This window comes from Paracoccaceae bacterium (genome assembly GCA_019454225.1).
Lineage (GTDB): Bacteria > Pseudomonadota > Alphaproteobacteria > Rhodobacterales > Rhodobacteraceae.
On record CP075370.1, the window covers coordinates 3,364,751 to 3,390,364 of the forward strand.

The 25,614-nt window shown below is 68.7% G+C and carries 25 protein-coding genes, 1 tRNA gene and 1 pseudogene; 10 read left to right on the forward strand and 17 right to left on the reverse strand.

The window, feature by feature from the left end:
• From KF887_16050 to pcaD, 3 genes are read left to right on the forward strand one after another with little or no spacing between them, the layout of a single operon-like run.
• A complete protein-coding gene (locus KF887_16050) occupies positions 1–843 on the forward strand; it encodes an alpha/beta hydrolase (protein QYK40892.1) in 843 nt (280 codons plus the stop codon).
• Positions 844–868: 25 nt separating this feature from the next.
• Complete coding sequence (locus tag KF887_16055; protein ID QYK40893.1) at positions 869–1,837, forward strand: threonine/serine dehydratase; 969 nt, start codon at positions 869–871, stop codon at positions 1,835–1,837.
• Between the two features lie 6 nt (positions 1,838–1,843).
• Positions 1,844–2,638, forward strand: coding sequence for a 3-oxoadipate enol-lactonase (gene pcaD, locus KF887_16060; GenBank protein ID QYK40894.1), 795 nt, complete (start codon positions 1,844–1,846; stop codon positions 2,636–2,638).
• Between the two features lie 167 nt (positions 2,639–2,805).
• Here pcaD and KF887_16065 read toward each other — a convergent pair whose 3' ends face one another.
• Entirely contained in the window at positions 2,806–2,997 is a 192-nt protein-coding gene (locus tag KF887_16065) for a hypothetical protein (GenBank protein ID QYK43679.1), read from the reverse strand.
• Here KF887_16065 and KF887_16070 point away from each other — a divergent pair.
• A pseudogene (locus KF887_16070) lies at positions 2,909–4,043 on the forward strand (MFS transporter). The gene KF887_16065 and the pseudogene KF887_16070 overlap by 89 nt on opposite strands.
• Positions 4,044–4,093: 50 nt before the next feature.
• Positions 4,094–5,356, forward strand: a complete 1,263-nt coding sequence (locus tag KF887_16075; protein QYK40895.1) for a mandelate racemase/muconate lactonizing enzyme family protein — start codon at positions 4,094–4,096, stop codon at positions 5,354–5,356.
• Here KF887_16075 and KF887_16080 read toward each other — a convergent pair.
• The 6 genes from KF887_16080 to KF887_16105 form a co-directional block, all read right to left on the reverse strand.
• Positions 5,346–5,786: a hypothetical protein gene (locus tag KF887_16080; protein ID QYK40896.1), complete on the reverse strand. Its 441-nt coding sequence runs from the start codon at positions 5,784–5,786 to the stop codon at positions 5,346–5,348. The genes KF887_16075 and KF887_16080 overlap by 11 nt on opposite strands.
• A 110-nt stretch (positions 5,787–5,896) precedes the next feature.
• Positions 5,897–6,487 carry a hypothetical protein gene (locus tag KF887_16085; protein ID QYK40897.1) on the reverse strand — a complete coding sequence of 197 codons (591 nt, stop codon included), beginning with the start codon at positions 6,485–6,487 and terminating at the stop codon, positions 5,897–5,899.
• Positions 6,488–6,671: 184 nt separating this feature from the next.
• Positions 6,672–6,748, reverse strand: a tRNA-Arg gene (locus KF887_16090).
• A 38-nt stretch (positions 6,749–6,786) separates the two neighbouring features.
• A complete protein-coding gene (locus KF887_16095) occupies positions 6,787–7,173 on the reverse strand; it encodes a GNAT family N-acetyltransferase (protein QYK43617.1) in 387 nt (128 codons plus the stop codon).
• A gap of 71 nt (positions 7,174–7,244) precedes the next feature.
• Positions 7,245–7,556 (reverse strand): ETC complex I subunit, encoded by a 312-nt coding sequence (locus KF887_16100; protein QYK40898.1) that lies wholly within the window; start codon positions 7,554–7,556, stop codon positions 7,245–7,247.
• A 261-nt stretch (positions 7,557–7,817) separates the two neighbouring features.
• Positions 7,818–8,696 carry a methyltransferase domain-containing protein gene (locus KF887_16105; GenBank protein QYK40899.1) on the reverse strand — a complete coding sequence of 293 codons (879 nt, stop codon included), beginning with the start codon at positions 8,694–8,696 and terminating at the stop codon, positions 7,818–7,820.
• A gap of 97 nt (positions 8,697–8,793) precedes the next feature.
• Here KF887_16105 and uvrB point away from each other — a divergent pair, with 97 nt between their 5' ends.
• Complete coding sequence (gene uvrB, locus KF887_16110) at positions 8,794–10,980, forward strand: excinuclease ABC subunit UvrB (GenBank protein QYK40900.1); 2,187 nt, start codon at positions 8,794–8,796, stop codon at positions 10,978–10,980.
• Between the two features lie 93 nt (positions 10,981–11,073).
• Here the strand turns inward: uvrB and KF887_16115 are convergent, their stop codons facing one another.
• The 4 genes from KF887_16115 to KF887_16130 form a co-directional block, all read right to left on the reverse strand.
• A complete protein-coding gene (locus KF887_16115; protein QYK40901.1) occupies positions 11,074–11,667 on the reverse strand; it encodes a hypothetical protein in 594 nt (197 codons plus the stop codon).
• 70 nt (positions 11,668–11,737) lie between these two features.
• Complete coding sequence (locus tag KF887_16120; protein ID QYK40902.1) at positions 11,738–11,992, reverse strand: GlsB/YeaQ/YmgE family stress response membrane protein; 255 nt, start codon at positions 11,990–11,992, stop codon at positions 11,738–11,740.
• 107 nt (positions 11,993–12,099) lie between these two features.
• A complete protein-coding gene (locus KF887_16125) occupies positions 12,100–12,420 on the reverse strand; it encodes an antibiotic biosynthesis monooxygenase (protein QYK40903.1) in 321 nt (106 codons plus the stop codon).
• A gap of 32 nt (positions 12,421–12,452) precedes the next feature.
• Entirely contained in the window at positions 12,453–12,707 is a 255-nt protein-coding gene (locus tag KF887_16130) for a GlsB/YeaQ/YmgE family stress response membrane protein (protein QYK40904.1), read from the reverse strand.
• 242 nt (positions 12,708–12,949) lie between these two features.
• Here KF887_16130 and KF887_16135 point away from each other — a divergent pair, with 242 nt between their 5' ends.
• On the forward strand, positions 12,950–13,156 hold the full coding sequence (locus tag KF887_16135) for a cold-shock protein (GenBank protein QYK40905.1): 207 nt from the start codon (positions 12,950–12,952) through the stop codon (positions 13,154–13,156).
• Positions 13,157–13,225: 69 nt separating this feature from the next.
• Here KF887_16135 and KF887_16140 read toward each other — a convergent pair whose 3' ends face one another.
• Positions 13,226–13,666 (reverse strand): hypothetical protein, encoded by a 441-nt coding sequence (locus KF887_16140; protein QYK40906.1) that lies wholly within the window; start codon positions 13,664–13,666, stop codon positions 13,226–13,228.
• A gap of 187 nt (positions 13,667–13,853) precedes the next feature.
• Between KF887_16140 and KF887_16145 the strand changes: the two genes are divergently transcribed.
• Positions 13,854–14,792, forward strand: coding sequence for an alpha/beta hydrolase (locus KF887_16145; protein ID QYK40907.1), 939 nt, complete (start codon positions 13,854–13,856; stop codon positions 14,790–14,792).
• A 33-nt stretch (positions 14,793–14,825) separates the two neighbouring features.
• Positions 14,826–16,850 (forward strand): M3 family metallopeptidase, encoded by a 2,025-nt coding sequence (locus tag KF887_16150; GenBank protein ID QYK40908.1) that lies wholly within the window; start codon positions 14,826–14,828, stop codon positions 16,848–16,850.
• An 11-nt stretch (positions 16,851–16,861) separates the two neighbouring features.
• On the opposite strand, the gene KF887_16155 is transcribed toward KF887_16150, so the two are convergent.
• The 5 genes from KF887_16155 to KF887_16175 all read right to left on the reverse strand — a co-directional run bounded on the left by KF887_16155 (position 16,862) and on the right by KF887_16175 (position 23,934).
• A complete protein-coding gene (locus tag KF887_16155) occupies positions 16,862–18,493 on the reverse strand; it encodes an ABC transporter ATP-binding protein (GenBank protein ID QYK40909.1) in 1,632 nt (543 codons plus the stop codon).
• Positions 18,486–19,301, reverse strand: a complete 816-nt coding sequence (locus tag KF887_16160) for an ABC transporter permease (GenBank protein QYK40910.1) — start codon at positions 19,299–19,301, stop codon at positions 18,486–18,488. Before KF887_16160 ends, KF887_16155 begins: the two co-directional genes overlap by 8 nt.
• On the reverse strand, positions 19,298–20,254 hold the full coding sequence (locus KF887_16165) for an ABC transporter permease (protein ID QYK40911.1): 957 nt from the start codon (positions 20,252–20,254) through the stop codon (positions 19,298–19,300). The genes KF887_16160 and KF887_16165 overlap by 4 nt, the downstream gene beginning before the upstream one ends.
• 10 nt (positions 20,255–20,264) lie before the next feature.
• Positions 20,265–21,851: an ABC transporter substrate-binding protein gene (locus tag KF887_16170; protein ID QYK40912.1), complete on the reverse strand. Its 1,587-nt coding sequence runs from the start codon at positions 21,849–21,851 to the stop codon at positions 20,265–20,267.
• Between the two features lie 94 nt (positions 21,852–21,945).
• On the reverse strand, positions 21,946–23,934 hold the full coding sequence (locus KF887_16175) for a CocE/NonD family hydrolase (protein QYK40913.1): 1,989 nt from the start codon (positions 23,932–23,934) through the stop codon (positions 21,946–21,948).
• Between the two features lie 129 nt (positions 23,935–24,063).
• Between KF887_16175 and betC the strand changes: the two genes are divergently transcribed.
• Positions 24,064–25,584: a choline-sulfatase gene (betC, locus tag KF887_16180; protein ID QYK40914.1), complete on the forward strand. Its 1,521-nt coding sequence runs from the start codon at positions 24,064–24,066 to the stop codon at positions 25,582–25,584.
• The last annotated feature ends 30 nt before the right edge of the window (positions 25,585–25,614 follow it).

Below are 25,614 nucleotides of genomic sequence, written 5' to 3' on the forward strand. Positions count from 1 at the left end.
ATGATCAAGTACTTCACGACCGCCGACGGCACTCGCCTGGCCTATGCCGACCAGGGCGACGGGCTGCCGCTCCTCTGCCTCGCGGGGCTCACCCGGACCATCGGCGATTTCGACTATCTGATGCCCCACCTGCCGCCCTGCCGGGTCATCCGGATGGACTATCGCGGGCGCGGCGCCAGCGACTGGACCGGGGCCGCAACCTACACCGTGCCGCAGGAAGCCGCCGACGCGGTCGCGCTGCTGGACCATCTGGGCGTGGAAAAGGCAGCAATTCTAGGCACTTCGCGGGGCGGCCTGATCGGCATGTTCCTCGCGGCCACGGCACGCCGCCGCCTGCTGGGCCTGGCCCTGAACGACGTGGGGCCGGTGATCGACCGCAGCGGCCTCGACCGGATCATGGACTATGTGGGCCGCAACCCGCGTGCCGCCACACATGCCGAACTGGCCGCCGCACTGCCCCGCAACATGCCGGGATTCCACAATGTTCCGCCCGAACGCTGGCTGGCCGAGGCAAGGCTGCACTATGCCGAGACCCCGGCGGGCCTGCGCATCACCTACGACCCCGCCCTGCGCACCGCCTTTCTCAATGCTTTCGCCGGGCCGCCCGTCGACCTCTGGCCGCTGTTCGACGCGCTGGCGGGCCTGCCGGTCGCGCTGATCCGTGGCGCGAACTCGGACCTCCTCTCGCCCGCCACGACCGCCGAGATGCACCGCCGCCGCCCCGACATGATCCTGGCCGAGGTGCCGGACCGCGCCCACATCCCGTTTCTGGACGAACCCGAATCCCTCGCCGCGATCCGCGCCTTCCTGACCGCCGTTGCCCCGGACCGCCCCGCTGGCTAGGAAGGGGCGCCAGACGGGGGACAGAATGACCGACATTGCGATGATCGAGGCCGCGCGGCAGCGCATCGGCGACCACGCGCGGCGCACGCCGCTTCTCACATCACCCTTCCTCGACCGCATCGCGGGACGGCGGGTCTGGGTAAAAGCCGAATGCCTTCAACACACTGGCAGCTTCAAGTTCCGTGGCGCCTGGTCCGCCGTCTCGGCGCTTCCGCAGGGAACGAAGGGCGTGATCGCCTATTCCTCGGGCAATCACGCGCAGGGCGTGGCGCTGGCCGCCGCCCGCCATGGCCTGCCAGCCGTCATCGTGATGCCGGCCGATGCGCCACAGGTCAAGATCGCCAACACCCGCGACCTGGGGGCCGAGGTCGTGCTCTACGACCGCGCGACGGAAGACCGCGACGCCATCGGCGCCCGCATCGCGGCCGAACGCGGCCTGGCGCTGATCCGGCCTTTCGATGACGCACAGGTCATCGCCGGACAGGGCACGACCGGTCTCGAAATCGCCGAGCAGGCGGCAGAGGCGGGGATCGGGACCGCCGATGTGATCGTCTGCTGCGGCGGGGGCGGCCTGTCATCGGGCATCGCCCTGGCGCTGGCCGACCGCGCCCCGGCCCTCCGCGTCCGCACCGCCGAACCGGCCGGATTCGACGACATGGCCCGCAGCCTCGCCTCAGGGCGGAAGGAACGCAACGCCGCCGCCCGTTCGCTCTGCGACGCCATCCTCACGCCCACGCCCGGCGACCTGACCCTGCCGATTCTCGGGCGGCTGGCCGGGCCGGGCCTTGTCGTCACCGATGATCAGGCGCTGCAGGCGGTCGCGCTGGCCTTTGCCCGGCTGCGGATCGTGCTGGAACCCGGGGGGGCCGTCGCGCTGGCTGCCGCGCTGTTCCATGGCGACCAGATCGCGGGTGATGACGTGATCGCCACCGCGTCGGGCGGCAACGTCGACCCCGGGGTTTTCGCCACGGCCCTGTCCCGTTTCCCGGCCTGACCCCGGATGCCCCTGGCCTTCCTGCCCGACCTGCGCCTGAACTACCGCGACGACGGGCCGCGCGACGGGCCGGTGCTGGTGCTTGCCCATGCGCTGGGCCTCGACCTCCGGCTGTTCGACGCGGTTGTGCCGCTGCTGCCGCCGGGCCTGCGGGTGATCCGCTACGATGCACGCGGGCATGGCGCATCGGACGTGCCGCCCGCACCCTATGCCATGGGTGCGCTGATCCGCGATGCCGAACGGCTGATGGATCATCTGGGCGTGCGGGATGCGGTGTTCGGTGGCGTGTCGCTGGGCGGGATGGTGGCGCAGGGGCTGGCGGTCAAGCGGCTCGATCTGGTGCGGGGGCTGATCCTGTCGAACACTGCCCCCAAGATCGCCACCCCCGACATCTGGGCCTCGCGCATCGCCACCGTGCGGTCTGACGGCGTGGCGGCGCTGGCCGATGCCACGCTGGCCCGCTGGTTTCCGCGCCCGTTCCGCGACGGGCCCGAGGCGCGGCTGTGGCGCGACCGGCTGGTGGCGACGCCGGCCGAGGGCTGGTGCGGCGCGGCCCATGCGGTGGGGGGCAGCGATTTCCTGGCCACCACCGCCACGCTGCGACTGCCCGCCCTGGTGATCGCCGGGGCGCATGACGGCACCACGCCCCCCGATCTGGTGCGCGACCTGGCCGATCTGATCCCGGGCAGCCGGTTCCACCTGATCCGCAGCGCCGGGCACCTGCCCACCATCGACGCGCCGGCCGAATGGGCCGCCGTCGCGGGCACGTTCCTTGATGGCATCGGCCATGCCGGCCCATGACAAACCGAACATGTCCACGGGAACGCATCCTGCCACAGCATTTCATGCGCCGCTGCACAATACGCCGCCAGGCCATTGGAAAGACAGGGCTATGCTGATTTCGCGCCCGAATGCCGCAGCGGATGACGATCTGCGGCGCCTGTGGCAGATGCTGCGAATTCCCCGATTCACGGCAGCCGCGCCGTGACACCCGCACCGCGCGCCGCGCTGGCCTTCATCATCTGCACCGTCACGCTTGACGCGATCGGGATCGGCCTGATCTTTCCGGTGATGCCCGCCCTGATCGAGGAGGTGACGGGCGGCACGCTGTCGGATGCCGCGATCTGGGGCGGCGTGATCGCCACCTCCTTTGCCGTCATGCAGTTCCTGTTCGGCCCCGTCGTCGGGGCGCTGTCCGACAGGTTCGGGCGCCGCCCGGTGCTGCTGGTCTCGCTGGCCGTGATGTCGGCGGACTATGTGGTGATGGCCGTGGCCCCGACGATCTGGCTGCTGCTTCTGGCGCGCATCGTGGCGGGCATGGCGGCGGCAACCCATTCCACCGCCGCCGCCTTCATCGCCGACATCTCGGCCCCGGCGGACCGCGGCCGCCGTTTCGGCCTGATCGGGGCGGGCTTTGGCGTGGGCTTCGTGCTGGGCCCGCTGATCGGCGGCCTTCTGGCGGGCATCGACACCCGGGCGCCGTTCTGGGCCGCCGCCGCCCTGGCCGCCGCGAACCTGACCTTCGGCGCGCTCGTGCTGCCCGAAACCGTCACCGCCGCCACCCGCCGCCCGTTCAGCCTTGCCCGCGCCAACCCGCTGGGCGCGCTGCGGGCCGTCACCCGCCTGCGCGCTGCGCCTGCCGCTGCTGACCTTCCTGCTGCTCGGCATCGCGATGAACGTCTACCCGGCGATCTGGGCCTACTACGGCACCGCCCGGTTCGGCTGGGATACCACGATGATCGGGGTATCGCTGGCGATCTACGGCATTTCCTTTGCCGCCGGTCAGGCGCTGCTGGTCGGGCCGCTGATCCGCAGGTTCGGCGAACATCGCGCGGCGCTGTACGGCATGTGGGTCGATGTCACGACGCTGGCCGCGCTCGGCCTCATCACATCGGGCCTGCTGGCGCTGTTCGTCACCCCGATCACCGCACTCGGTGGGGTCGTCACCCCGGCGCTGCAGGCCATCCTGTCGCGCCAGACGCCCGAGAACGCGCAGGGCGAGTTGCAGGGCGTGCTGTCCTCGCTCAACGCCATCGCGATGATCACGGCACCGCTGGTCATGACGAATGTCTTTGCCCTGTTCACCGCCCCATCGGCGCCGGTCTTCGCACCGGGGGCGCCCTTCCTGCTGGCGGCGCTCCTGATGGTCGCGGCCATTGCAGCGCATGTCGCGGGCGGCCGCGCGGCGCAGGGCGCGCACGCCTAGCCTTTCGCCATGTCACTGTTCCGTCGCTCGCCACAACAGGATCGGATCGCATGAAGCTTCAGTCGCTCGAAATCTTCGTGGTCGCGCCCCCCGCCCCCGGCTGGGGCGGGCGCTACTGGATATTCCCCCGGCTGACGACCGCCTGCGGCATCACCGGATACGGCGAATGCTACGCCTCGACCGTGGGGCCAAAGGCGATGCAGGCGGTGATCGAGGATGTGTTTTCCCGCCACATGGAGGGCGAGAACCCCGAGAACATCGAGCTGATGTTCCGCCGCGCCTATTCGTCCGGCTTCACGCAACGCCCCGACCCCACGGTCATGGGCGCCTTCGCGGGCCTGGAAATCGCCTGCTGGGACATCCTCGGCAAGGCCCGCAACCGCCCGGTCTGGGCACTGCTGGGCGGCCGGATGAACGACCGCATCCGCAGCTACACCTACCTCTACCCCGAACCCGGACAGGAATCGGCCGAGTTCTGGGTCAGCCCCGAGATGGCGGCCGAAGCGGCCGCACGCTTCGTGTCCATGGGCTTCACGGCGGTCAAGTTCGACCCTGCCGGCCCCTATACGATCCGGGGCGGCCACCAGCCCGCGATGTCGGACATCTCGCGCTCGGTCGCCTTCTGCAAGGCGATCCGCGAGGCGGTGGGCGACCGTGCCGACCTCTTGTTCGGCACGCACGGGCAGTTCACCACGGCAGGCGCGATCCGCCTCGGCCGCGAGATCGAACCCTACAACCCCCTCTGGTACGAGGAACCGATCCCCCCCGACAACCTGGCCGAATTCGCCAATGTGGCCGCCCAGGTGCGGGTGCCGCTGGCGACCGGCGAACGCCTGACCACCAAGACCGAATTCGGCGCGCTCCTGCGCATGGGGGGGGTCAAGATCCTGCAACCGGCGCTCGGCCGGGTGGGCGGAATATGGGAGGCCAAGAAGATCGCGGCGATGGCCGAGGTGTTCAATGCCGAGATGGCGCCCCATCTTTATGCCGGGCCGGTCGAATGGGCTGCGAACATCCATCTGTCGGCGTCGATCCCGAACCTGCTGATCGCCGAGACGATCGAGACGGGCGGCGCCTTCCACCAGCGGCTGATCCGCCACGCGATCCGCTGGGAAGACGGCTACATCATCCCGCCCGAGGCCCCGGGCCTGGGCATCGAGTTCGACGAGGACCTGGCGCGCGCCCACCCCTACACCGGCACCCGGCTGCATCTGGAGATGCAGGAGGCGCCCTGCGGCTACCGCGAGCCGAACCGCTTCGAGGGCGGCGCGCCCTCGTCGATCCCGCACGACCGGGGGCCGGTCACTCGCTGATGCTGTTCGACCGGGTGCGCAGCGTGAACCGCTCCGTCGCATAGGCCGGCTCCCAGGGCCGGTTCACCGCAAGGCAGCGCGCGGTGCCCGCCTCGGCCTCCTTCAGCGAGGGGTAGAACGGGAAATCGTTCGTCGCGACGGGCAAGGCCCTGCGGCGCAACTCGACCACGACAAGGCCCAGCAGCTCGCGCCTGCGGCTCAGCACATGCGAGCTGGCGGTTTCGGCAAAGGACAGGCCGCAGACACCCAGCCGCCCCCCCATGTCGCGAAGCGAGGCCACCATGACAAGGCCGGGCGTGCCATCGAACGACAGCTTGATCCCCTCGATATGCCCCGTCAGCTTCACGCGCGTATCCGCCTGCGCCACCCCCGCCAGCATCGCCCCCGCAACCAGGGCCAACGCCCCGAGAACCCGAAATCCGCCGAACATGTTCTTCTCCCGAATGCCCGATCCAATCCCCGCAGCATCATGCGCGGACGCAGGCCGGGCAACGGATCATCGGTATAGGTCAGGCCGGGCGGCGGCGCCTGACCAGCCCATCAGTCCAACCTGCCCTGGACCCACGCCGCCAGACGGTCGAGCAGGGCATGGGGATCATCGCCCGCCGCGTCCAGCCCGCGTTCCTGCAGTGCATTCCGAAGGCCGGACATGGCGCGGGGCCGCATTGCGACCAGCGATGCCTGATCCTCGATGTCGCCGGGCGCGTGCCGCGCACTCTCGATCTGGCCCGTGAAATCGATGCCGAACTGTTCGCGCAGCCAGTCGAGATCCTCCGCGTCGATATGCTGGCGGACCAGATCGGGCGAGAACCGGAACTTGCCGGGCAGGCCCTGGGACAGCAGCCCCACGACACGGCGGCGCAGCCGGATGTCGGCCTCGGGACTGCGGCGAAGCGCCTCGGGCAGCATCCAGTCGATCGTCAGCGCGACAATCTCCGACGAAATGCTCTCGTTGCTGCGCACCACCTTGATCCCGCTGGCATCGATGCCGATGCGCGCCGCGAAATCCTTCACCACGCAGCCCTCGGGAAAGCCGGACGCCTCATAGGCCCAGACCTCCAGCCTGTCCGCGCCGAACGCGTGCTGGAACTTCTCGAACCGCTTGCGGTACTCCGGCCGGGACAGGCCCACGGCCCACCAGATCGGCGCCTGGATAGGCCACGAAAGCCTGTCCGAGGTGCAGCACTACACCCGGGCAGCCGACCGCCGCCGCGCCGTGATGGGAACAGAACGGGACGGGAACGTTGCAACCCATGCGTCCCAAATTGCAACCCGCCGGAAATAACCTAGCACTTACAAAACGTTACGGATGGGATGGCGACCCCGGGAGGACTCGAACCCCCAGCCTTGGACTTAGAAGGTCCCTGCTCTATCCGGTTGAGCTACGGGGCCGCTGACCCGTTCATGGCCCAGCCCCCAGCCCCGTGCAATCAGATTTCGCGCGTCATGAAGGCGGAATTGGGATCGGGGCCATAGCCCTCGAAGGGTGCGCAATAGGTGAACCCGGCGATCTCGTACAGCTTGCGCGCCGGGGCGAAACTGTCCTGTGCGCCGGTCTCCAGCGACAGGCGGCGCAGCCCCATGGCGCGCGCCTCGGCGATCAGGTGGTCCAGCACCTTCCGCGCCAGACCGCGCCCCCGCAGTTCGTGCAGCACATGCATCGACTTGATCTCGGCATGGCTGCCCGACAGCAGCTTGAACGCGCCCATCCCCACCGGCATCCCCACATCGCGCAGCACGAAGAACCGGATCCCCGGCGCGGTCAGCGCGCCACGGTCCATCATGTGGATGCTTTCGGGCGGGGTGTCGGCATGCATCGCCTGGGTATGGCGGTCGAACAGCAGGCCGAGATCGGCACCCAGCGGGCTTTCCTCGGTGATCCGCAGGCTCAATGCGTCCAGGCCCCGCGCCGGTCGGTTGCGAAATTCTCGCCATAGCCGCGCGGCCGGATCACCGGCTTGCGCGGCTTGGGCAGGGTCACGACATAGTCGATGCCCTTTTCGGCCGCATAGGCCTCGGCCGCCTCGCGCGTGGGAAAGCGCAGCCGGACCTGCGTCTGCGTGTCGTCCGACGATGTCCACCCCATCAGCGGATCGACCTCGCGCGCCGAACCGGGCGCGAAATCAAGGTACCAGTCCTGCGTCTTGGCCGAACCGGACTGCATGGCGGTGCGGGCGGGCTGATAGATGCGGGCGCGCATGGGGGGTCTCCTGCCGTTGCCACCGATATGCCGCAGGTGCCCGCCCCCCGCAAGGGGCAAGCAGGCGGCGGATCGCGCCGCCGCAGCCCCTGCAACAGGACGCTGCCGACGGATCACGGGGAGTGTGGGTGGGGTGTGTGGGGTGCAACCCGTCGACAGCGCTTCTGCTGCTTGCCCGATCAATGTGCCCCCTTCGTTCGCGAATCTCAACTGAAAGATGCGCGGTTCAGGCGGATTTTCGCTAAGATTGAAATTCCGCTGTTAACCTTGCGGCAAGGGCTGCGCGGGCTGCGGCGTCAGGCGATAGATCATGTAGTGGTTGAAGGTCCGGAACGCCTCGGCCGTGCGTGCGGTCCCGTTCAGGCGCGCGGCCAGACGTGCCCGCGACGCCGGTGACAGCAGGGCCGCCGCCGCCCGCGTCACCGCCCAGCAGGCCAGCGGCCGTTTCGCCGCCAGTTCCTCGCGCGCCCGTGTCAGGCCCAGCCCGATCACGTTGAAGAACGCCTGCTCCAGGTCGATGGAAGGCGCCACCGCCGCCGTGATCTCTTCCTCATGCGTCACCGTCACCGGCAGCCGGGCCAGGGCCGCCCGGAACGCCGACAGGCGATGCCCGCCCCCCGGCTGCGGCCCGTGGGAGTCACGCCCGCGATAGCTGTCCGACCGGAAGCAGTCGGCAATCACCACCTGCCCGCCCGGCGCCAGCAGCGACAGCACGCGCGGCAGGCTGTCGGTCAGCGGGATGTACTGGAAGCTTTCCGAGAACAGGCACACATCGAAGGGCCCGCTCCCGCGGAATGCCTCGAACGTCGTCTCGTGCACCTGCGCCGCGGGCGCGTTCGCCCGGCACCGCGCCGCCAGATAGGCCGAGGGCACGACGATCTCGACGCCATGGCCCACCGCCAGCAACCGCTTCGCCGTCTCGCCCGCCCCCCCGCCGATATCGAGAATCCGGCACGGCGCCGGCGGCAGCAGGGCGAACACCCGGTCGGTATAGGCGTCCTGTGCCGCGCGCAGGTTGCCTGCGCAGACGTCAAGTCCGGTCCAGTCGCCATAATGCAGGCTTTCCGCCCCGGTGATCCATCGGATCATCGCAAGGCCGGTATCGAGCCCGATGGCCCGCGTATCGATTTTCCCCCCCATTGAAACGACTTAGCGGGGCGCGGGGCCTGCGGCAACGGGGTTCCTGCTTGCGGCGGAACAAAAACGGACCATCTTCGTGCCAGGAAGGGAATCGCCCATGCCCCACAACAACGCCAACACCCCTGCCCCGCGCCCCGAGGTGCTGACCCGGCCCAAGCTGGAAGGCGGGCGCCGCTTCGTCCTGTCGACCCCGTTCCAGCCCGCGGGCGACCAGCCGGCCGCGATCGCGGAGCTGTCGGCGGGCATCCTGGCGGGCGAGCAGAACCAGGTCCTTCTGGGTGCCACCGGCACCGGCAAGACCTTCACCATGGCCAAGATCATCGAGCAGACGCAGCGCCCGGCGATCATCCTCGCGCCCAACAAGACGCTGGCCGCGCAATTGTATGGCGAATTCAAGGGCTTCTTTCCCGACAACGCGGTCGAGTACTTCGTCAGCTACTACGACTACTACCAGCCCGAGGCCTATGTGCCGCGCTCGGACACCTATATCGAGAAGGAATCGCAGATCAACGAACAGATCGACCGGATGCGCCACTCGGCCACGCGCGCGCTGCTGGAACGCGACGACGTGATCATCGTGGCCTCGGTGTCCTGCATCTACGGCATCGGCTCGGTCGAGACCTATTCGGCGATGACCCAGGATTTCACCGTGGGGCAGAGCTATGACCAGCGGCGCGTGCTGGCCGAACTCGTCGCCCAGCAATACCGCCGCAACGACCAGGCCTTCCAGCGGGGCAGCTTCCGCGTCCGGGGTGATTCGCTGGAAATCTGGCCCGCCCACCTGGAAGACCGCGCCTGGCGGTTCTCGTTCTTCGGCGAGGAACTGGAATCGATCGTGGAATTCGACCCGCTGACCGGCGCCAGGACCGACAGCTTCCGGCAGATCCGGATCTACGCCAATTCCCACTACGTGACCCCGCGCCCGACCCTTCAGCAGGCGATCCAGGGTATCAAGATCGAGCTTCGCCAGCGTCTCGACCAGCTTGTCGCCGAAGGCCGCCTGCTCGAGGCGCAGCGGCTCGAACAGCGCTGCAACTTCGACCTCGAGATGCTCGAGGCCACGGGGTCCTGCAACGGGATCGAGAACTATTCGCGCTACCTCACGGGGCGCGCGCCCGGCGAGCCGCCCCCCACCCTGTTCGAGTTCATCCCCGACCACGCCATCGTCTTCGCCGACGAATCCCACGTCAGCGTCCCCCAGATCGGCGGCATGTACCGGGGCGACTACCGGCGGAAATTCACGCTGGCCGAACACGGGTTCCGTCTGCCCTCCTGCATGGACAACCGCCCGCTGAAGTTCGAGGAATGGGACGCGATGCGCCCGCAGTCGGTGTTCGTCAGCGCCACCCCGGCGGCATGGGAACTTGACCAGTCCGGCGGCACGTTCGCCGAACAGGTGATCCGCCCCACCGGCCTGATCGACCCGCAGATCGAAATCCGGCCCGTCGAGATGCAGGTCGACGACCTCCTGGACGAGGTCAGGCGCGTCGCCGCCCGGGGCCTGCGCGTGCTGGTCACCGTGCTGACCAAGCGGATGGCCGAGGACCTGACCGAATACCTGCACGAACAGGGCGTCCGCATCCGCTACATGCACAGCGACATCGACACGATCGAGCGGATCGAGATCCTGCGCGACCTCCGGCTTGGCGCCTTCGATGTGCTCGTCGGCATCAACCTGCTGCGCGAGGGGCTCGACATTCCCGAATGCGGGCTGGTCGCGATCCTCGACGCCGACAAGGAAGGCTTCCTGCGTTCGGAAACCAGCCTGATCCAGACCATCGGCCGCGCCGCCCGCAACGCCGAGGGCCGGGTGATCATGTATGCCGACCGCATCACCGGCAGCATGGAACGGGCGATGGCCGAAACCAACCGGCGCCGCGCCAAGCAGATGGCCTACAACCTGCAGCACGGCATCACGCCCCAGACCGTGAAGAAGAACGTCGAGGATGTGCTGGCGGGCCTGTGGCAGGGCGACACCGACATGGCGCGCGTCACCGCCAGGGTCGAGAAGCCGATGGTCGGTGCGAACCTCGCCGCGCATCTGGACGGGCTGCGCACCGCCATGCGCAAGGCCGCCGAGAACCTGGAATTCGAAGAGGCCGCCCGCCTGCGGGATGAGGTCAAGCGCCTGGAAGCGGTGGAGCTTGCGATCGCCGACGACCCGCTGGCCCGGCAATCGGTGGTGGAAGAGGCGGTCGAAGACGCGGTGAAATCGCGCGGCCGGTCCACCGGCGGCCGCGCCGGGATGCGGGGTGGAAAGCGGTCAAGGGGCGGCAGGCGGTGATCGCCGCCGCCGCCCCGGCGGCCCCGCGCCGTGCCCACGCCCGCCTGACCGCCCGCCTGCCCGATCCGGACCTTGAAGGGGCGGCGGCGGCCCCTACCCTGCGGCGGCGACCTGCCGCGCCTCGACCGTGTCGGCCAGCCAGGGCCCGTCACCGCGCCACCCGCCGCGCATCAGGAAACCCGGCTCCGCCACCTCGGGGAACTCGCCGGCCCAGTCGCGATAGCGGTCGTTGGTGACAACCCGCGCCTGCATGTCGCGGGCGGCCATCAGGATGTAGTGATCGGCGGGCGTGCCGCGCGGAACCACCAGAACCCGGTCCTCGGGCAGGCCCAGCAGGGCCGCCAGCTCGGCATCGTCCATGTAGCGGTCGGCCAGCTTGTAGCCCGCATTGGCATCAAAGATCACGCCGGGGGTGAAACCGCGACGCGCCAGTTCGTCCAGCACCGCCCGCACCGTCTGCAGGTCGGCCACGCCCCCCTTCCAGTGCATCACGTTGGACCCATCCACGATGATGCCGTTCCGGACCGGTCGGCCCTTGCCGCGCCGCGCGGGCCTGCGCCGCGCGGCAAGGATCAGGCTTGCCAGAAGGCAGGGCGCGGCCACCAGAAGCAGGCCCTCCTGCCCCGGCACCAGCAACGCAATGGCCGAACCCACCGCCGACACAGCCGCGACAAGCCACAGGAACATGCTCAGCGCCCGCCTTCTTCCCGGGGAACCGCAGGTCCTGCGGCAGACAGGCTGGCGAACCGCAGATCCCTCATGCCTTCTTGGCCACCTTGATCAGCACCAGCAGCAGGACGGCACCGAGCGTCGCATGGACAATGGCGGCCAGCGTGCCGCCGCCCATCGACAGGCCAAGGCGCGGCAGGACGTAGCCCGCGATCAGCGCGCCCAGGATGCCCACCACGATGTTGCCGATCAGCCCATAGCCGAATCCCGACACGATCTTGCCGGCCAGCCAGCCCGCCACGGCACCGATCAGCAGTGTAACCAGTATGCCTTCGATTCCCATGGAACCCTCCTCGGCGGGCCCCTTGCCCGTGTCATGACACCGTGGGCGTGCCGGACCCCGCAGTCAAACACGATCGGGCCACGGCGAAAAGGCGCCCCGCGGGCCCGTCAGCCAGCCACCACCCCCGTCACCTCGTACATCACCGGTTCGAACCGCGAACACAGCGCGCTGAACCGCCGGTTGCGTTCCCGCATCTCGGGCGTCCGCAGCATGGCCATGAAATCCTCGCGGCGGCGCCAGCGGGAATAGTTGGCGATGCGGGTCTGCGCGTCGTTCATGTGCAGCGCCGCGCCGATGAACCCGGGCTGGTGGCGGATCACCTCGTCATAGGCGGCGGCAAGCGCCTCCATCAGGTCGGGGCACTGGCCCGGGGTCGTCTCGAAGGTGGTGATGACGGTCTGCCCGTCGAAGTCCTGGCTGATCTGCATGGCGCGGTCCTCCCGCCGCCATAATGCCACGTTCAGACCTTGCGCACGACCTTGACGATGCCCAGCAGGATCACCGCGCCCAGCGTCGCGGTGATCACCTGGCGCACCAGCCCGACGCCCAGCCCCAGCCCCAGCATCGGCACCACGGCCCCGCCGATCACGGCACCCGCGATGCCCACGACAATGTTGCCCAGCAGACCGTGCCCCCGCCCCGTGACGATGCGTCCGGCCAGCCACCCGGCCACGCCGCCGACGATCAGGATAGCCACCAGCGACACCGGTCCCATCGCATCCCCCTCCCCGTGCCCGACCGTTGTCGGGACGGATGCCATACGCATGCCAGACGCGGGCCAGACGCCCGCCATACGCGAAAATCCTTGCCTTTCGGGCGCTTCACGTCCATATGAGATACGCGACGTTATCTCTATCGACCTGTCTTCCGTCTCCCCGACGCAACAGCCTTCGATCCAAGCTGACGTGCCGGGCCGCCGCAATTCCGCGGGCGGCAAGACTGACAGGAGACTTCACGATGGCCAAGGGCACCGTGAAATGGTTCAATGAAACCAAAGGCTACGGCTTCATCGCCCCCGAGGGCGGCCGCAAGGACGTTTTCGTCCACATCACCGCTCTGGAACGTGCTGGCCTGCGTGGCCTGAAGGACGGCCAGGCCGTGACCTTCGACATCGAGTCGGGCCGCGACGGCCGCGAATCGGCAACGAACCTGTCGCTCGCCTGATCGGCAGCTTCGGGACCGGATACCGGGCGGGGCCGTCAGGCCCCGCTTTTTCATTTCGGATCAACGGCTTCAGGCGGCCATGTAGACCAGCCGCTCGCGCAGCGCATGTTCGAACCCGACCCGCAGGCTGACCGCGGACATGGGCGACCGCAGCAGGATGGGTTCCGCGACATCCTCGGGGAACCGCTGCACCTCGACCTCGCGCGAGATCAGGATGACCCGCGTCCGCTCCGCCGCGCGCCCCATCAGCGCCACGGCCCTGCGCCCCGCCTCCAGCCCGCCATAGGCATCGCATTCCATCACGAACAGCCCGTAGCCCGTGGCATCGGACTGCATCGCCTCGACCGCCGCGAACAGGTCGGCCTCGGCCTCGATCAGCCCGCCGAACCCGGCGATCCGGTCGGCGATCCGCCCCGGCCCCTCACCTCCGCTGGGCGACAGAAGCATCACCCGCACCCCCCAGCCGACAAGCGCGGCGCTCTCGGTATCGATCGGACGAAACAGCTGCATGGACCCTGACCTCACGACGTGATTGTTTCGATTGAAGGCAGTAAACCGCCCCGGCAGGGCGGAACCGCGACGGAATCGGGCTATTTTCCCGCTCGACTCACCCCGATTGCGGCCCGGACGGGGCACAAGGGGCGGTGGCACCGCGGGCCTGCCACAATTCGGACGGCCACGGCGGTCGGAGGACAGTATGACCGAATCGGATTATCAAACCCTGATCGACGCCCCGACCTGGGCATTCATCCATGCGACGGCCGCCCACTACCCCGACGACACCGCATTCCAGGGCGTCGCCGAACAGCGGCGGGTCTATGATGCGATGTGCGCGGCCTTCCGCCGCCCCCGCCCCGAGGGGGTCGCCGTGACGGATGCCGATCTGGGCGGGGTCCCGGCGCGGCACTACCGCAGCGGCCCGGCCTTGGTGCGGGTGATCTATCTGCACGGCGGCGGGTTCGTGGTGGGCGGACTCGACAGCCACGACGATGTCTGCGCCGAGATCTGCGCTGCGACGGGGTTGCCGGTCAGCAGCATCGACTATCGCCTGGCGCCCGAACACCTGCATCCCGCGGCCTATGACGACGCCCTTGCCGCCACACGGGCCGCCCTGGCGGCCGGGCCGACGATCCTGTGCGGCGACAGCGCGGGCGGCAATCTTGCCGCCGCTGTGGTCCATGCCCTGCGGGGGGCGCCGGGTCTGATCGGCCAGGTGCTGATCTATCCGGGCCTTGGCGGCGATACCGGGCGCGGCAGCCACATCCGCCACGCGCATGCGCCGATGCTGACGCGCGACGATGTGCTGGCCTATGCAAGGCTGCGGCACGGCGGCCCGCCGCCGGTCGGCGACCCCACCGCCAGCCCGCTGCAGGACAACGATTTCTCGCGCCTGCCGCCAAGCCTTGTCGTGACGGCCGAATGCGACCCTCTGTCGGACGACGGGCAGGACTATGTCCGGGCGATCCGGGCCGCGGGTGGCCAGGCGGTGTGGATCGAGGAACCCGGGCTGGTGCACGGCTATCTGCGCGCACGCCACAGCGTGCCGCGCGCCGGGGCCAGCTTTGCCCGCATCTGCGCGGCGCTCCTGGCGCTGGCAGAGGGGCGCGGGGTGGACCACGCCGACCCGGACGTCTAGGTTCCCTGCAAAACCCGTTGCCGAGGACCACCGATGACCCGGACGAACCCGCTGCTTGCGCCATGGGACAGCCCCTTCGGGATGCCGCCCTTCGCAACGATCCACGATGCCGATTTCGGCCCCGCCTTCGACGCCGGGCTGGCCGAGGCGCGCGCCGCCATCGCGTCCATTGCGGATGCGCCGCAGGCTCCGACCTTCGCGAACACGATCGCCGCGCTTGAACTGGCGGAGGAAACGCTCGATCGGGTCGCGGGCGTGTTCTACAACCTCGCCGGCGCGGATTCGACCGACGCGCGCGAGGCGCTGATGCGCGACCTTGCCCCGAAGATGAGCGCGTTTCATTCCGAGGTGACCGGAAACCAGCGGCTGTTCGGGCGCATCGAGACGCTGTGGCAGGCCCGCGACGGTCTTGGCCTCGACCCCGAGCAGATGCGGGTGCTGACGCTCTACCGCCGGATGTTCGTGCGGGCCGGGGCGATGCTCCAGGGCGCCGATGCCGACCGCATGACGGCGGTCAAGTCCCGGCTTGCCGTGCTGGGCACCGCCTTTGGCCAGAACCTGCTGGCCGAGGAACGCGGATGGTTCATGGATCTGGACGAGGACGACCTGACCGGCCTGCCGGAGTTCGTGGTGAACGCCGCCCGCGCGGCGGGGGCCGAACGGGGACGGCCCGGCCCGGTGATCACGTTGAACCGCTCGCTGATCGTGCCGTTCCTGCAATTCTCGCCCCGACGCGACCTGAGGGCCCGCGCCCATGCCGCCTGGACGTCACGCGGCGCCAACGGCAACGACCACGACAACCGCGAGATTGCCGCCGAAATCCTGGCGCTGCGCCACGAGCGTGCCACGCTGCTGGGCTATGCGTCCTTCGCCGACTTCAAGCTGGAGCCCGAGATGGCGCGCAGGCCGCAGGCCGTGCGCGACCTGCTGATGCGGGTCTGGGTCCCCGCCCGCGCCAAGGCCGAGGCCGATGGACAGGTGTTGCAGGCCATGATGGCCGACGACGGGATCAACGGGCCGCTGGAGCCCTGGGACTGGCGCTATTATTCGGAACGGCGCCGCAAGGCCGAGCACGATCTGGATGAGGCCGCGCTGAAACCCTACCTGTCGCTCGAGGCGATGCTGGGTGCGATGTTCGACTGCGCGGCGCGCCTGTTCGGCCTGTCGTTCCGCCCGCTCGACCTGCCGCTCTATCACCCCGACGCAAGGGCCTGGGAGGTGACGCGCGACGGCCGGCACATCGCCGTCTTCATCGGGGACTATTTCGCGCGCGCCTCGAAACGTTCGGGCGCCTGGTGCTCGGCCATGCGGTCACAGCGGAAACTGGGCGGCGAGGTGCGGCCGATCGTCGTGAATGTCTGCAACTTCGCCAAGGGCGATCCCTGCCTGCTGTCATGGGATGACGCGCGCACGCTGTTCCACGAATTTGGCCACGCCCTGCACCAGATGCTGTCCGAGGTCACGCATGGCTTCGTATCCGGCACATCGGTGGCGCGCGATTTCGTGGAACTGCCCTCGCAGCTCTACGAACACTGGCTGTCGGTGCCCGAGGTCCTGGAAACCCACGCGCGCCACTGGCAGACCGGCGCGCCGATGCCCGCCGCGCTGCGGACCCGCCTGCTGGCGGCGGCAACCTATGACCAGGGCTTTGCCACGGTCGAGTTCCTGGGGTCGGCACTGGTCGATCTGGCGTTCCACGAAGGCGAGCCGCCCGCCGATCCCATGGCGATGCAGGCCACGGTGCTGGAGGGTCTGGGCATGCCGCGCGCCGTGGGCATGCGCCACGCGACGCCGCATTTCGCGCATGTGTTCTCGGGCGACGGCTATTCGGCGGGCTATTACAGCTACATGTGGTCCGAGGTGATGGACGCAGATGCCTTCGCCGCCTTCGAGGAGGCCGGCGATCCCTTCGACCCGGCCACGGCCGAACGGCTGGAACGGCACATCCTGTCGGCGGGCGGGTCCGAGGACCCGGAGGTGCTGTACACCCGGTTCCGTGGCCGCATGCCGGGGGTCGAGGCGTTGCTGAAGGGCCGCGGGCTGCTCGACGCGGCCTGAGGCCGCTGCCGTCAGTGGCCGCCCGCCGCCATCTTGCGGTGGGCGATCACCTGTTCCAGCCAGCCGAGTTCCATCTCGGGCACCGAGGACAGCAGAAGGTCGGTGTAGTCGTCGAACGGCGGCGTCAGCACGTCGGTCTTGGACCCGTAGCGCCGCACCTCTCCCTTCCACATCACGGCAATCCGGTCGGCAATCGCGCGCACCGTGGCAAGGTCATGGGTGATGAACAGATAGGCCACCCCTTCGCGCGCCTGAAGGTCCAGCAGCAGCTTCAGGATGCCGTCCGCCACCAGCGGATCGAGCGCGGATGTCACCTCGTCGCAGATGATCAGCTTCGGCTTGGCGGCAAGTGCGCGCGCGATGCAGACACGCTGCTTCTGCCCGCCTGACAGTTCGGCCGGATACCGGTCGATGAAGCCCTTGCCCATCTCGATCTGGTCCAGCAATTCCTGCACCCGCGCCCGCTGCGCCGTGCCGGTCAGGCCGAAATAGAACTGCAGGGGGCGCCCGATGATGGTTCCGACGGTCTGGCGCGGGTTCATCGCGACATCGGCCATCTGATAGATCATCTGCAACTCGCGCAGGTCGTCGCGGGTCCGGGCGGCCAGGTCGGGCGACAGGGTGCGACCGGCAAAGGCGATGCGGCCGCGCGATGCAGGCAGAAGGCCCGTGATGACCCGCGCGAGCGTCGACTTGCCCGAACCGCTTTCCCCCACAACCGCCAGCGTCTGACCGGGTGGCAGGTCCATGCTGACATTCTTCAGCACGTCGAAGTTCGTGCCGCTGTAGCGGGCGGTCACGTTCTCGATCCGCAGGACGGGTTCGGCGGGTGCCTTTTCCGCATGGTCGATGCTGCGCACGGACACGAGCGCCCGGGTGTATTCCTCGCGCGGGGCATGGATGATCTGGCTGGTGTCGCCCTCTTCCACCATCCTGCCGCCGCGCAGCACCATGATGCGGTCGGCCATCTGCGCGACCACCGCAAGATCATGCGTGATGTAGAGCGCAGCGACCCCCTCGTCGCGGATCGCCGCCTTGATCGCGGCCAGCACGTCGATCTGGGTGGTCACGTCAAGCGCCGTTGTCGGTTCGTCGAAGATCACCAGATCGGGCTTCGGACACAGGGCCATCGCCGTCATCACGCGCTGCAACTGCCCGCCCGACACCTGATGCGGATAGCGCTGCCCGATGGTTTCGGGCGAAGGCAGCGACAGCTTGCGGAACAGCGCGACGGCGCGCGCCTCCGCCTCGGCCCGGCCCATCACGCCGTGAACCGCGCAGGTCTCGACCACCTGCTCCATCAGCCGCTTCGCCGGGTTGAAGGCGGCGGCCGCCGATTGCGCCACATAGGTCACCTCGCGTCCGCGCAGCGTGCGCAGGCCGCGGACACCGGCTTTCAGGATGTCGCGGCCGTTCAGCATCACCTCGCCCCCGGTGATGCGCACGCCACCCCGGCCATAGGCCATCGACGACAGGCCGATGGTGGACTTTCCGGCGCCGGATTCGCCGATCAGGCCGATCACCTGCCCCTTGGCAAGGGTCAGCGACACGTCATGCACCAGCACCACATCGCGCGGCCGCTCGCCCGGCGGATAGCTCGTGGCCTCGATGCGCAGGTTGCGGATGGTCAGCAGGTCAGCCACCGCGGCCCCCTTTCAGGCTGGTCGTGCGGTTCAGCACCCAGTCGGCCACAAGGTTCACCGAAATCGCCAGCGTCGCGATCGCGATGGCGGGGATCAGCGCGGCGGGAATGCCGTAGACGATGCCTTCGCGGTTCTCCTTGACGATGCCGCCCCAGTCGGCCAGCGGCGGCTGGATGCCGAGTCCGAGGAACGACAGCGTCGAGATGAAAAGCACCATGAAGATGAAGCGAAGGCCCATCTCCGCCACCAGCGGGCTGAGCGCGTTGGGCAGGATCTCGCGGAAGATGATCCAGCCACGGCCCTCGCCGCGCAGCCGCGCAGCCTCGACATAATCCATCACGGTGATGTCCACCGCCACCGCGCGCGACAGCCGGAACACCCGCGTCGCGTCCAGAAGTCCCATCACAAGGATCAGCACCGGCAGCGTGACGGGCATCACCGACAGCACCACAAGCGCGAAGATCAGCGACGGGATCGCCATCATCAGATCGACGAAGCGCGACAGCGCCTGATCAAGCCAGCCGCCCGCCACCGCGGCCGTGAAGCCGAGGATCGAACCGACCGAAAAGCTCAGCAGCGTGGCGGCGGTCGCCACAAAGATCGTGGTCTGGCCGCCATAGATCATCCGGCTGAGCAGGTCGCGCCCGATGCCGTCTGTGCCGAGCCAGTGTCGGGACGATGACGGCTCCCAGACGCTGCCGACGATCTCGGCCATGCCGTAGGGCGCCAGCAGGTCGGCGAAGATTGCGGCAAAGAAGTACAGCCCGGTAAGGAACAGGCCGATCAGGGCGGACAGCGGTATCCTCATTTCGGGTGCCTCAGCCGCGGATTGGCCAGGATCGAGATCACGTCGGCCAGCAGGTTCAGCCCGATGTAGACGGCCGCAAAGACCAGCCCGCAGGCCTGCACAACCGGCACGTCACGTTTTGACACGTGGTCCACCAGATACTGACCCATGCCCGGATAGACGAACACCACCTCGACCACCACGACGCCGACCACGAGATAGGCGAGGTTGATCATCACCACGTTCACCACCGGGGCGATGGCATTGGGGAACGCGTGCCGCGCGATCACCGTGAAGGGCGGCAGGCCCTTGAGCTCGGCGGTCTCGATATAGGCCGACTGCATCACGTTCAGGATCGCCGCGCGGGTCATGCGCATCATGTGGCCCAGGACCGTCATGACCAGCACCATCACCGGCAGCGCGATCGCGTTCAGCTTCTGTCCCAGCGACATCGTGTCGTTGATCGTCGAGACCGAGGGAAAGACCTGGTACTGCACCGCGAACGCGAACATCACGATGTAGCCCAGCAGGAACTCGGGCACCGACACGGTCGCCAGCGTCGCACCCGAGATCAGCCGGTCCGGCCAGCGGCCAAGGTAGCGCACGGCCAGCAACCCAAGCAGGATCGCCAGCGGCACCGAGATCACCGCCGCCCAGAACGCAAGGAACAGGGTGTTGGACAGTCGGCCGCCCATCGAGGTGGCGATATCCTGTCCGTTGGTCAGTGCCACACCCAGATCGCCCTGCAGCGCGCTGCCCAACCATTTGAAGTAGCGCACATACGCCGGGTCGTTCAGACCCAACGCCTCGCGCAGGTTGTTCAGCGACTGCTCGGTCGCACCCTGACCGAGGATCGACGCCGCAACGTCGCCGGGCAGGATCTGCGTGCCGACGAAGATCAGCACCGAGGCGGCGAGCAGCAGCCCCAGGCCCAGCGAGATTCGCTGGACCAGAAGCTTTAGGATCGGGTGCATCACCCGCCGCCTATGCGAGCCAGGTCTTGTGCGGCGCAAGGCCGTTCATGACTTCCTGCACGCCGTCGGCTTCCCAGCCCTGCACCTTGTCGCTGATCGCCTCGATCCAGTCATTGAACATCGGGCAGATCAGGCCGCCTTCGTCATGCACGAGGCGGGCCATCTCGCCGTACATCTCCTTGCGCTTGGCCTCGTCGAGTTCGGCGCGGGCGGCAAGAAGCAGGCTGTCGAAGCGCTCGTTGACGAACCGGGTATCGTTCCAGTCCGCGGTCGAGGAATAGGCGGTGGAATACATCTGGTCCTGCACCGCGCGGCCGCCCCAGTAAGAGGCGCAGAAGGGCTGCTTGTTCCAGACCTCCGACCAGTAGCCGTCGTTCGGTTCCCGCCGGATCTCGAGCGGGATGCCCGCCTTCGCCGCCGACTGCTGGAACAGGGCCGCCGCATCGACCGCGCCGGGGAAGGCGCCGTCGGCGACGCGCAGCACGATGGGCGATCCATCGTGGCCGCTGGCCTTGTAGTGCGCGGCGGCCTTCTCGACGTCATACTCGCGCTGCGCCAGCGTTTCGTCGAACAGCGGATAGGCCGCGTTGATCGGGATGTCGTTGCCGATCGAACCGTAGCCTTGCAGGATCTTGTCGACCATCTCGTTCCGGTCGATGGCGAATTTCAGCGCCAGCCGAAGGTCCTTGTTGTCGAACGGTGCGGTGTCGCAGTGCATGATGAACACATAATGCCCACGGCCAGGCACGTTCTTGACCTGGATGCCCGGCGCCCGCGACAGCAGCGCCGCGACCCGCGGCTCCACCCGGTTGGCGATGTGGACCTGGCCCGACTGCAGCGCGGCCATCCGGGCGGTGGCGTCGTTGATCACGAGGAACTCGACGGCGTCATAGTGGCCGCGCGTCGAATCGTAGTAGTTGGCGTGCTTGGCGAAGGTATGGCGCACGCCGGGTTCGTTGGTGACGATCCGATAGGCGCCCGCGCCGATGCCGTCCGCCGGGTTCTCGCGCCCGCCGCCGGGCTGGATCTGAAGGTGGTAGTCGGCCATCAGATAGGGCAGGTCCGCATTCGGGGTCGCCAGCGTCACCAGCACGTTGTCGCCATCGACCTTCATGCTCTCGATGCCCTGCATGATGCCGAAGGCGCCCGACTGCGATTTCTCGTCGGAATGGCGCTCCAGCGTCGCAAGCACATCGTCGGGCGTCAGGGTCTTGCCGTTGTGGAACTCGATTCCCTTGCGGATGCGGAAGATCCAGGTCTTGGCGTCGGGCGTGCTTTCGACCGCCTCGGCAACCCGCATGTCGAGCATGCCGTCGGCGGTGACATCGACCAGCGTCTCGCCGGTGGTGCGCAGCAGGTGGAACGGCACCTGGCTGGCCGCCAGTGCCGGATCAAGGCTGTTGGTGCTCTCGCCGCCGCCCAGGCCCATGACAAGCGTGCCGCCCTTGTTCGGTGTCTGTGCCATGGCCTTGCGGGCGGGCAGGCCGGCACCCATGGCCGCGACCGCCCCCATCGCCGCGCCGCGCGACAGGAAGGATCGGCGCGTAAGTCCCGCGCGGTCGATGATGGCCAGAAGGCGGGAAAGGTCGTCGTTCATGGTCGTCTCCCTGATCTCGGTTTTTTGTTGATTGGCGAATCAATAACAAGGCTTTCCCGGTCCGCGAAGGGTTTTCTCGCCTGTCATCGGATTTTCATGCAAAGCGGCGCGCAACGCTTTCGTCCCAGTCGCGGCGGAACACCTCGATGCCACCTTCGCGGGCAATCAGCGTGGCCGTCATGCGGAACGCCTCCGCCGTCGCGGTCATCGCGACACGCGCCTCGGTGGTGATTTCCCAGGCACCGCGGGCATGGTGCTGGTGCCAGTCGATCGTCGCGCGGGCCGACAGCGGGTCGTCCGGGCGGATCGTCCAGCGTTCGGTGGTGCGTTCTGCCACCACGCGGCCATGACGTTCCACCATCTGCCGGCCGGTCGCATCGTCGACCACCAGCGAAATCTCGCCGGTCAGCAGGTCATGCTCGATCCGCCGCACCGCCTCGGGCGGGGTCAGCGCGGCGACGCCGGCGCCGTCGGGCACATGCGGCGGCGGAAAGACCCATTCATCCCCGTCGCTGCCCTGGTGGGTGGGAACCGTCAGCGTGCCGTCCTGCAGGGTCAGCACCGCCGAACGGCCCGCAGGCCAGAGGAAGGGCCAGTAGGTGGTCGAGAGGGCCAGCCGCAGCCGGTGCCCCGGGGCCAGCCGGTGCGCGCAATGGTCCAGCCGCAGCACGATGTCGAACGGCGTTCCGACCGGCACATCCGACGGGTTCGCCGGGTCGTCGCGGTGACAGAGGTTCAGCATGCCATGCGCGATGCGGGTCGACGCCCCACCGGGCGCCACATCGCAGAGCCGCGCGACCAGATGCGCCCGAGGGGAATCCGACGACAGCCGCAACCGCAGGACGGCAGCCCCCAGCAGGGCCATCCCCTCCGCCAGCGGTTCGGTGTCGAAGACAACCGACATGGCATCGTCGGCCGCCTGATCGCCGGGCATTTCGGCATTCAGCCCCATCGGAAAATACTCGCCCGCATGCAGGCCCAGATGCTGCGGCGTCGAAACCGGCAGGTCCATCGCCGTGCCCTGCCCCAGCCGCCCGGGCGCGAGGCCCAGGGGCGTCGGCACCACGCGCGGCGAGGGCCAGGCGGTCTCTGCAACCCAGCGACCCGGACGCTCGGCAACCGAGGCATCCGGAAGCGCCGAATGCGGCATGAAGGCGCGCAACGCCGGGTCATCCTCGACCCCGTTCGCCTCGCCCTTCAGCCAGCGGTCCCACCACCGCTGCGCCTCCTGCAGGAAGCCGATGCGCGGGCCGGGCACGGCCGTGTGCGGATACTGGTGCACCCAGGGCCCGACGATGCCCTTCACCGGCACCGAAAGGTTCTCCAGCAGGGCGGGCACCATGTTCATGTAGCCATCGGCCCAGCCGCCGATCGCCAGCACCGGCGCGCGGATCGCGGCCCAGTCCTCGCACACCGACCCGTGCCGCCAGTAGGCATCGCGCGCCTGGTGCGACGCCCATTCCGGCGCGTGGAACGGTTGTTCCGCCAGCCGTTCCAGCCACCGCGCACGCCAGCCGGCATCCAGCAGCGGATCGCCAGGGCGCGACGAATAGGACAGCATCGTGGCACCCCAGCCCAGGTTCTCGCCCATCAGGCAGCCACCCTTGAAGTGGATGTCGTCGGCAAACCGGTCCGTCGTGCCGCAGACCGCGATCACCGCCTTCAGCGCCGGGGGCGCAAGGGCAGCCGTCTGCAGGGAATTGAACGCGCCCCAGCTTTTTCCCATCATGCCCACCGCGCCGGTGCACCATGGCCGCGCCGCGGCCCATCCGATGACCGCGCAGGCGTCGGCCAGTTCCTGCGGGGTGTATTCGTCGGTCAGCAGCCCCTCGCTGTCGCCGGACCCGCGCAGGTCGACACGCAGGCACGCATAGCCCCGTGCGGCCCACCAGGGGTGCATCCGCTCGTCTCGCGCCAGGGTCCCGTCGCGTTTGCGGTAGGGAATGAACTCCAGGATCGCCGGATACCGGCCCGGCGCGTCCGGTCGCCAGATGCGTGCCGAAAGCCGCGTGCCATCGGGCATCGCGATGCCTTCGTCCGGCAGGTCCAGAAGCGGCAGGGGTTCGTTCGCGGTCGCGGTCATCCGTGCGGTCCCTTCCGGCGCAACCGTCGCGCCATGCGTCGCGGGCGGGACAGACGCGCCCCCCGGCGCGCGCATGTCATGGCGCCGCGCGACCTTCCGCTTGGCGCATCGCGACAGAAAGGCCCCCGTATGCGACCCGACCAGCCCGCCCGCCCGAACATCCTGATCCTGATGGTCGATCAGTTGACGGGAACACTGTTCCCCGACGGCCCGGCGCCGTTCCTGCACGCCCCGAACCTGACACGGCTGGCCGCACGGTCGGTGCGCTTTGCCAATGCCTATACCGGCAGCCCGCTTTGCGCGCCCGGCCGGGCTTCCTTCATGTCGGGCCAGCTGCCGCATCGCACGCGCGTCTATGACAACGCCGCCGAATTCGCCTCGGACATCCCCTGCTTCACCCATCACCTGCGCGGCGCGGGCTATCAGACCTGCCTGTCGGGCAAGATGCATTTCGTCGGCCCCGACCAGATGCACGGCTTCGAGGAACGGCTGACCACCGACATCTATCCCGCCGACTTCGGCTGGACCCCCGATTACCGCAAGCCGGGCGAGCGGATCGACTGGTGGTATCACAACCTCGGCTCGGTCACCGGGGCGGGGGTGGCGGAAATCACCAACCAGCTGGAATACGACGACGACGTGGCGCACCAGGCGATCCAGAAGCTCTATGACCTGTCGCGCGGGGGGGATGCGCGGCCGTGGTGCCTGACGGTCAGCTTCACCCACCCCCACGACCCCTTCGTGGCACGCCGTCGCTACTGGGACCTGTACCAGGACGCCCCGGAACTCGCGCCGCCCGCTGCCATCGCCTATGACGCGCAGGACGCCCATTCGCGGCGGCTGATGGACAGCTGCGACTGGCGGGCCTTCGACATCACCGAGGACCAGATCCGCCGCGCCCGACAGGGCTATTTCGCCAACATCAGCTATGTCGACGACAAGATCGGCGAAATCCTTGCCGTGCTCGAGGCCACGCGGCAGGAGGCGGTGATCCTGTTCGTGTCGGACCATGGCGAGATGCTGGGGCGGCGCGGCCTCTGGTTCAAGATGAACTTCTTCGAAGGCTCCGCCCGGGTGCCCCTGATGGTCGCGGTGCCGGGCGTCGCGCCCGCCCTCGTGGACGCTCCGGTCTCGACCATCGACGTCACACCCACGCTCTGCGACCTGGCGGGGGTGGACATGGGCGGGGTGATGCCCTGGACCGATGGGGAAAGCCTGCTGCCGCTGATGCAGGGCAAGGCGCGCACCGCCGCCGTGGCCATGGAATACGCCGCCGAAGGGTCGATTGCCCCGATGGTGGCCCTGCGCCAGGGCCGGTGGAAGTACATCCGTTGCGCCGCCGACCCCGAGATGCTGTTCGATCTGGACGCCGACCCGGAGGAACGGGCGAACCTTGCCGACGCCCCGGCAGCGGCCGAGGCTCTGGCGCGGCTGCGCCAGATGGCGGACGCACGCTGGAATCTCGCCACCTACGACGCCGCGGTGCGCGAGAGCCAGGCGCGACGGTGGGTGGTCTATCCCGCGCTGCGCAATGGCGCCTATTACCCCTGGGACCACCAGCCGCTGCAACGCGCTTCGGAACGCTACATGCGCAACCACATGGACCTGAACGTCCTGGAAGAGCAGAAGCGGTTTCCCCGCGGAGAATAGGCCGCGTCGCGGGATGACCGGCGCAAGACC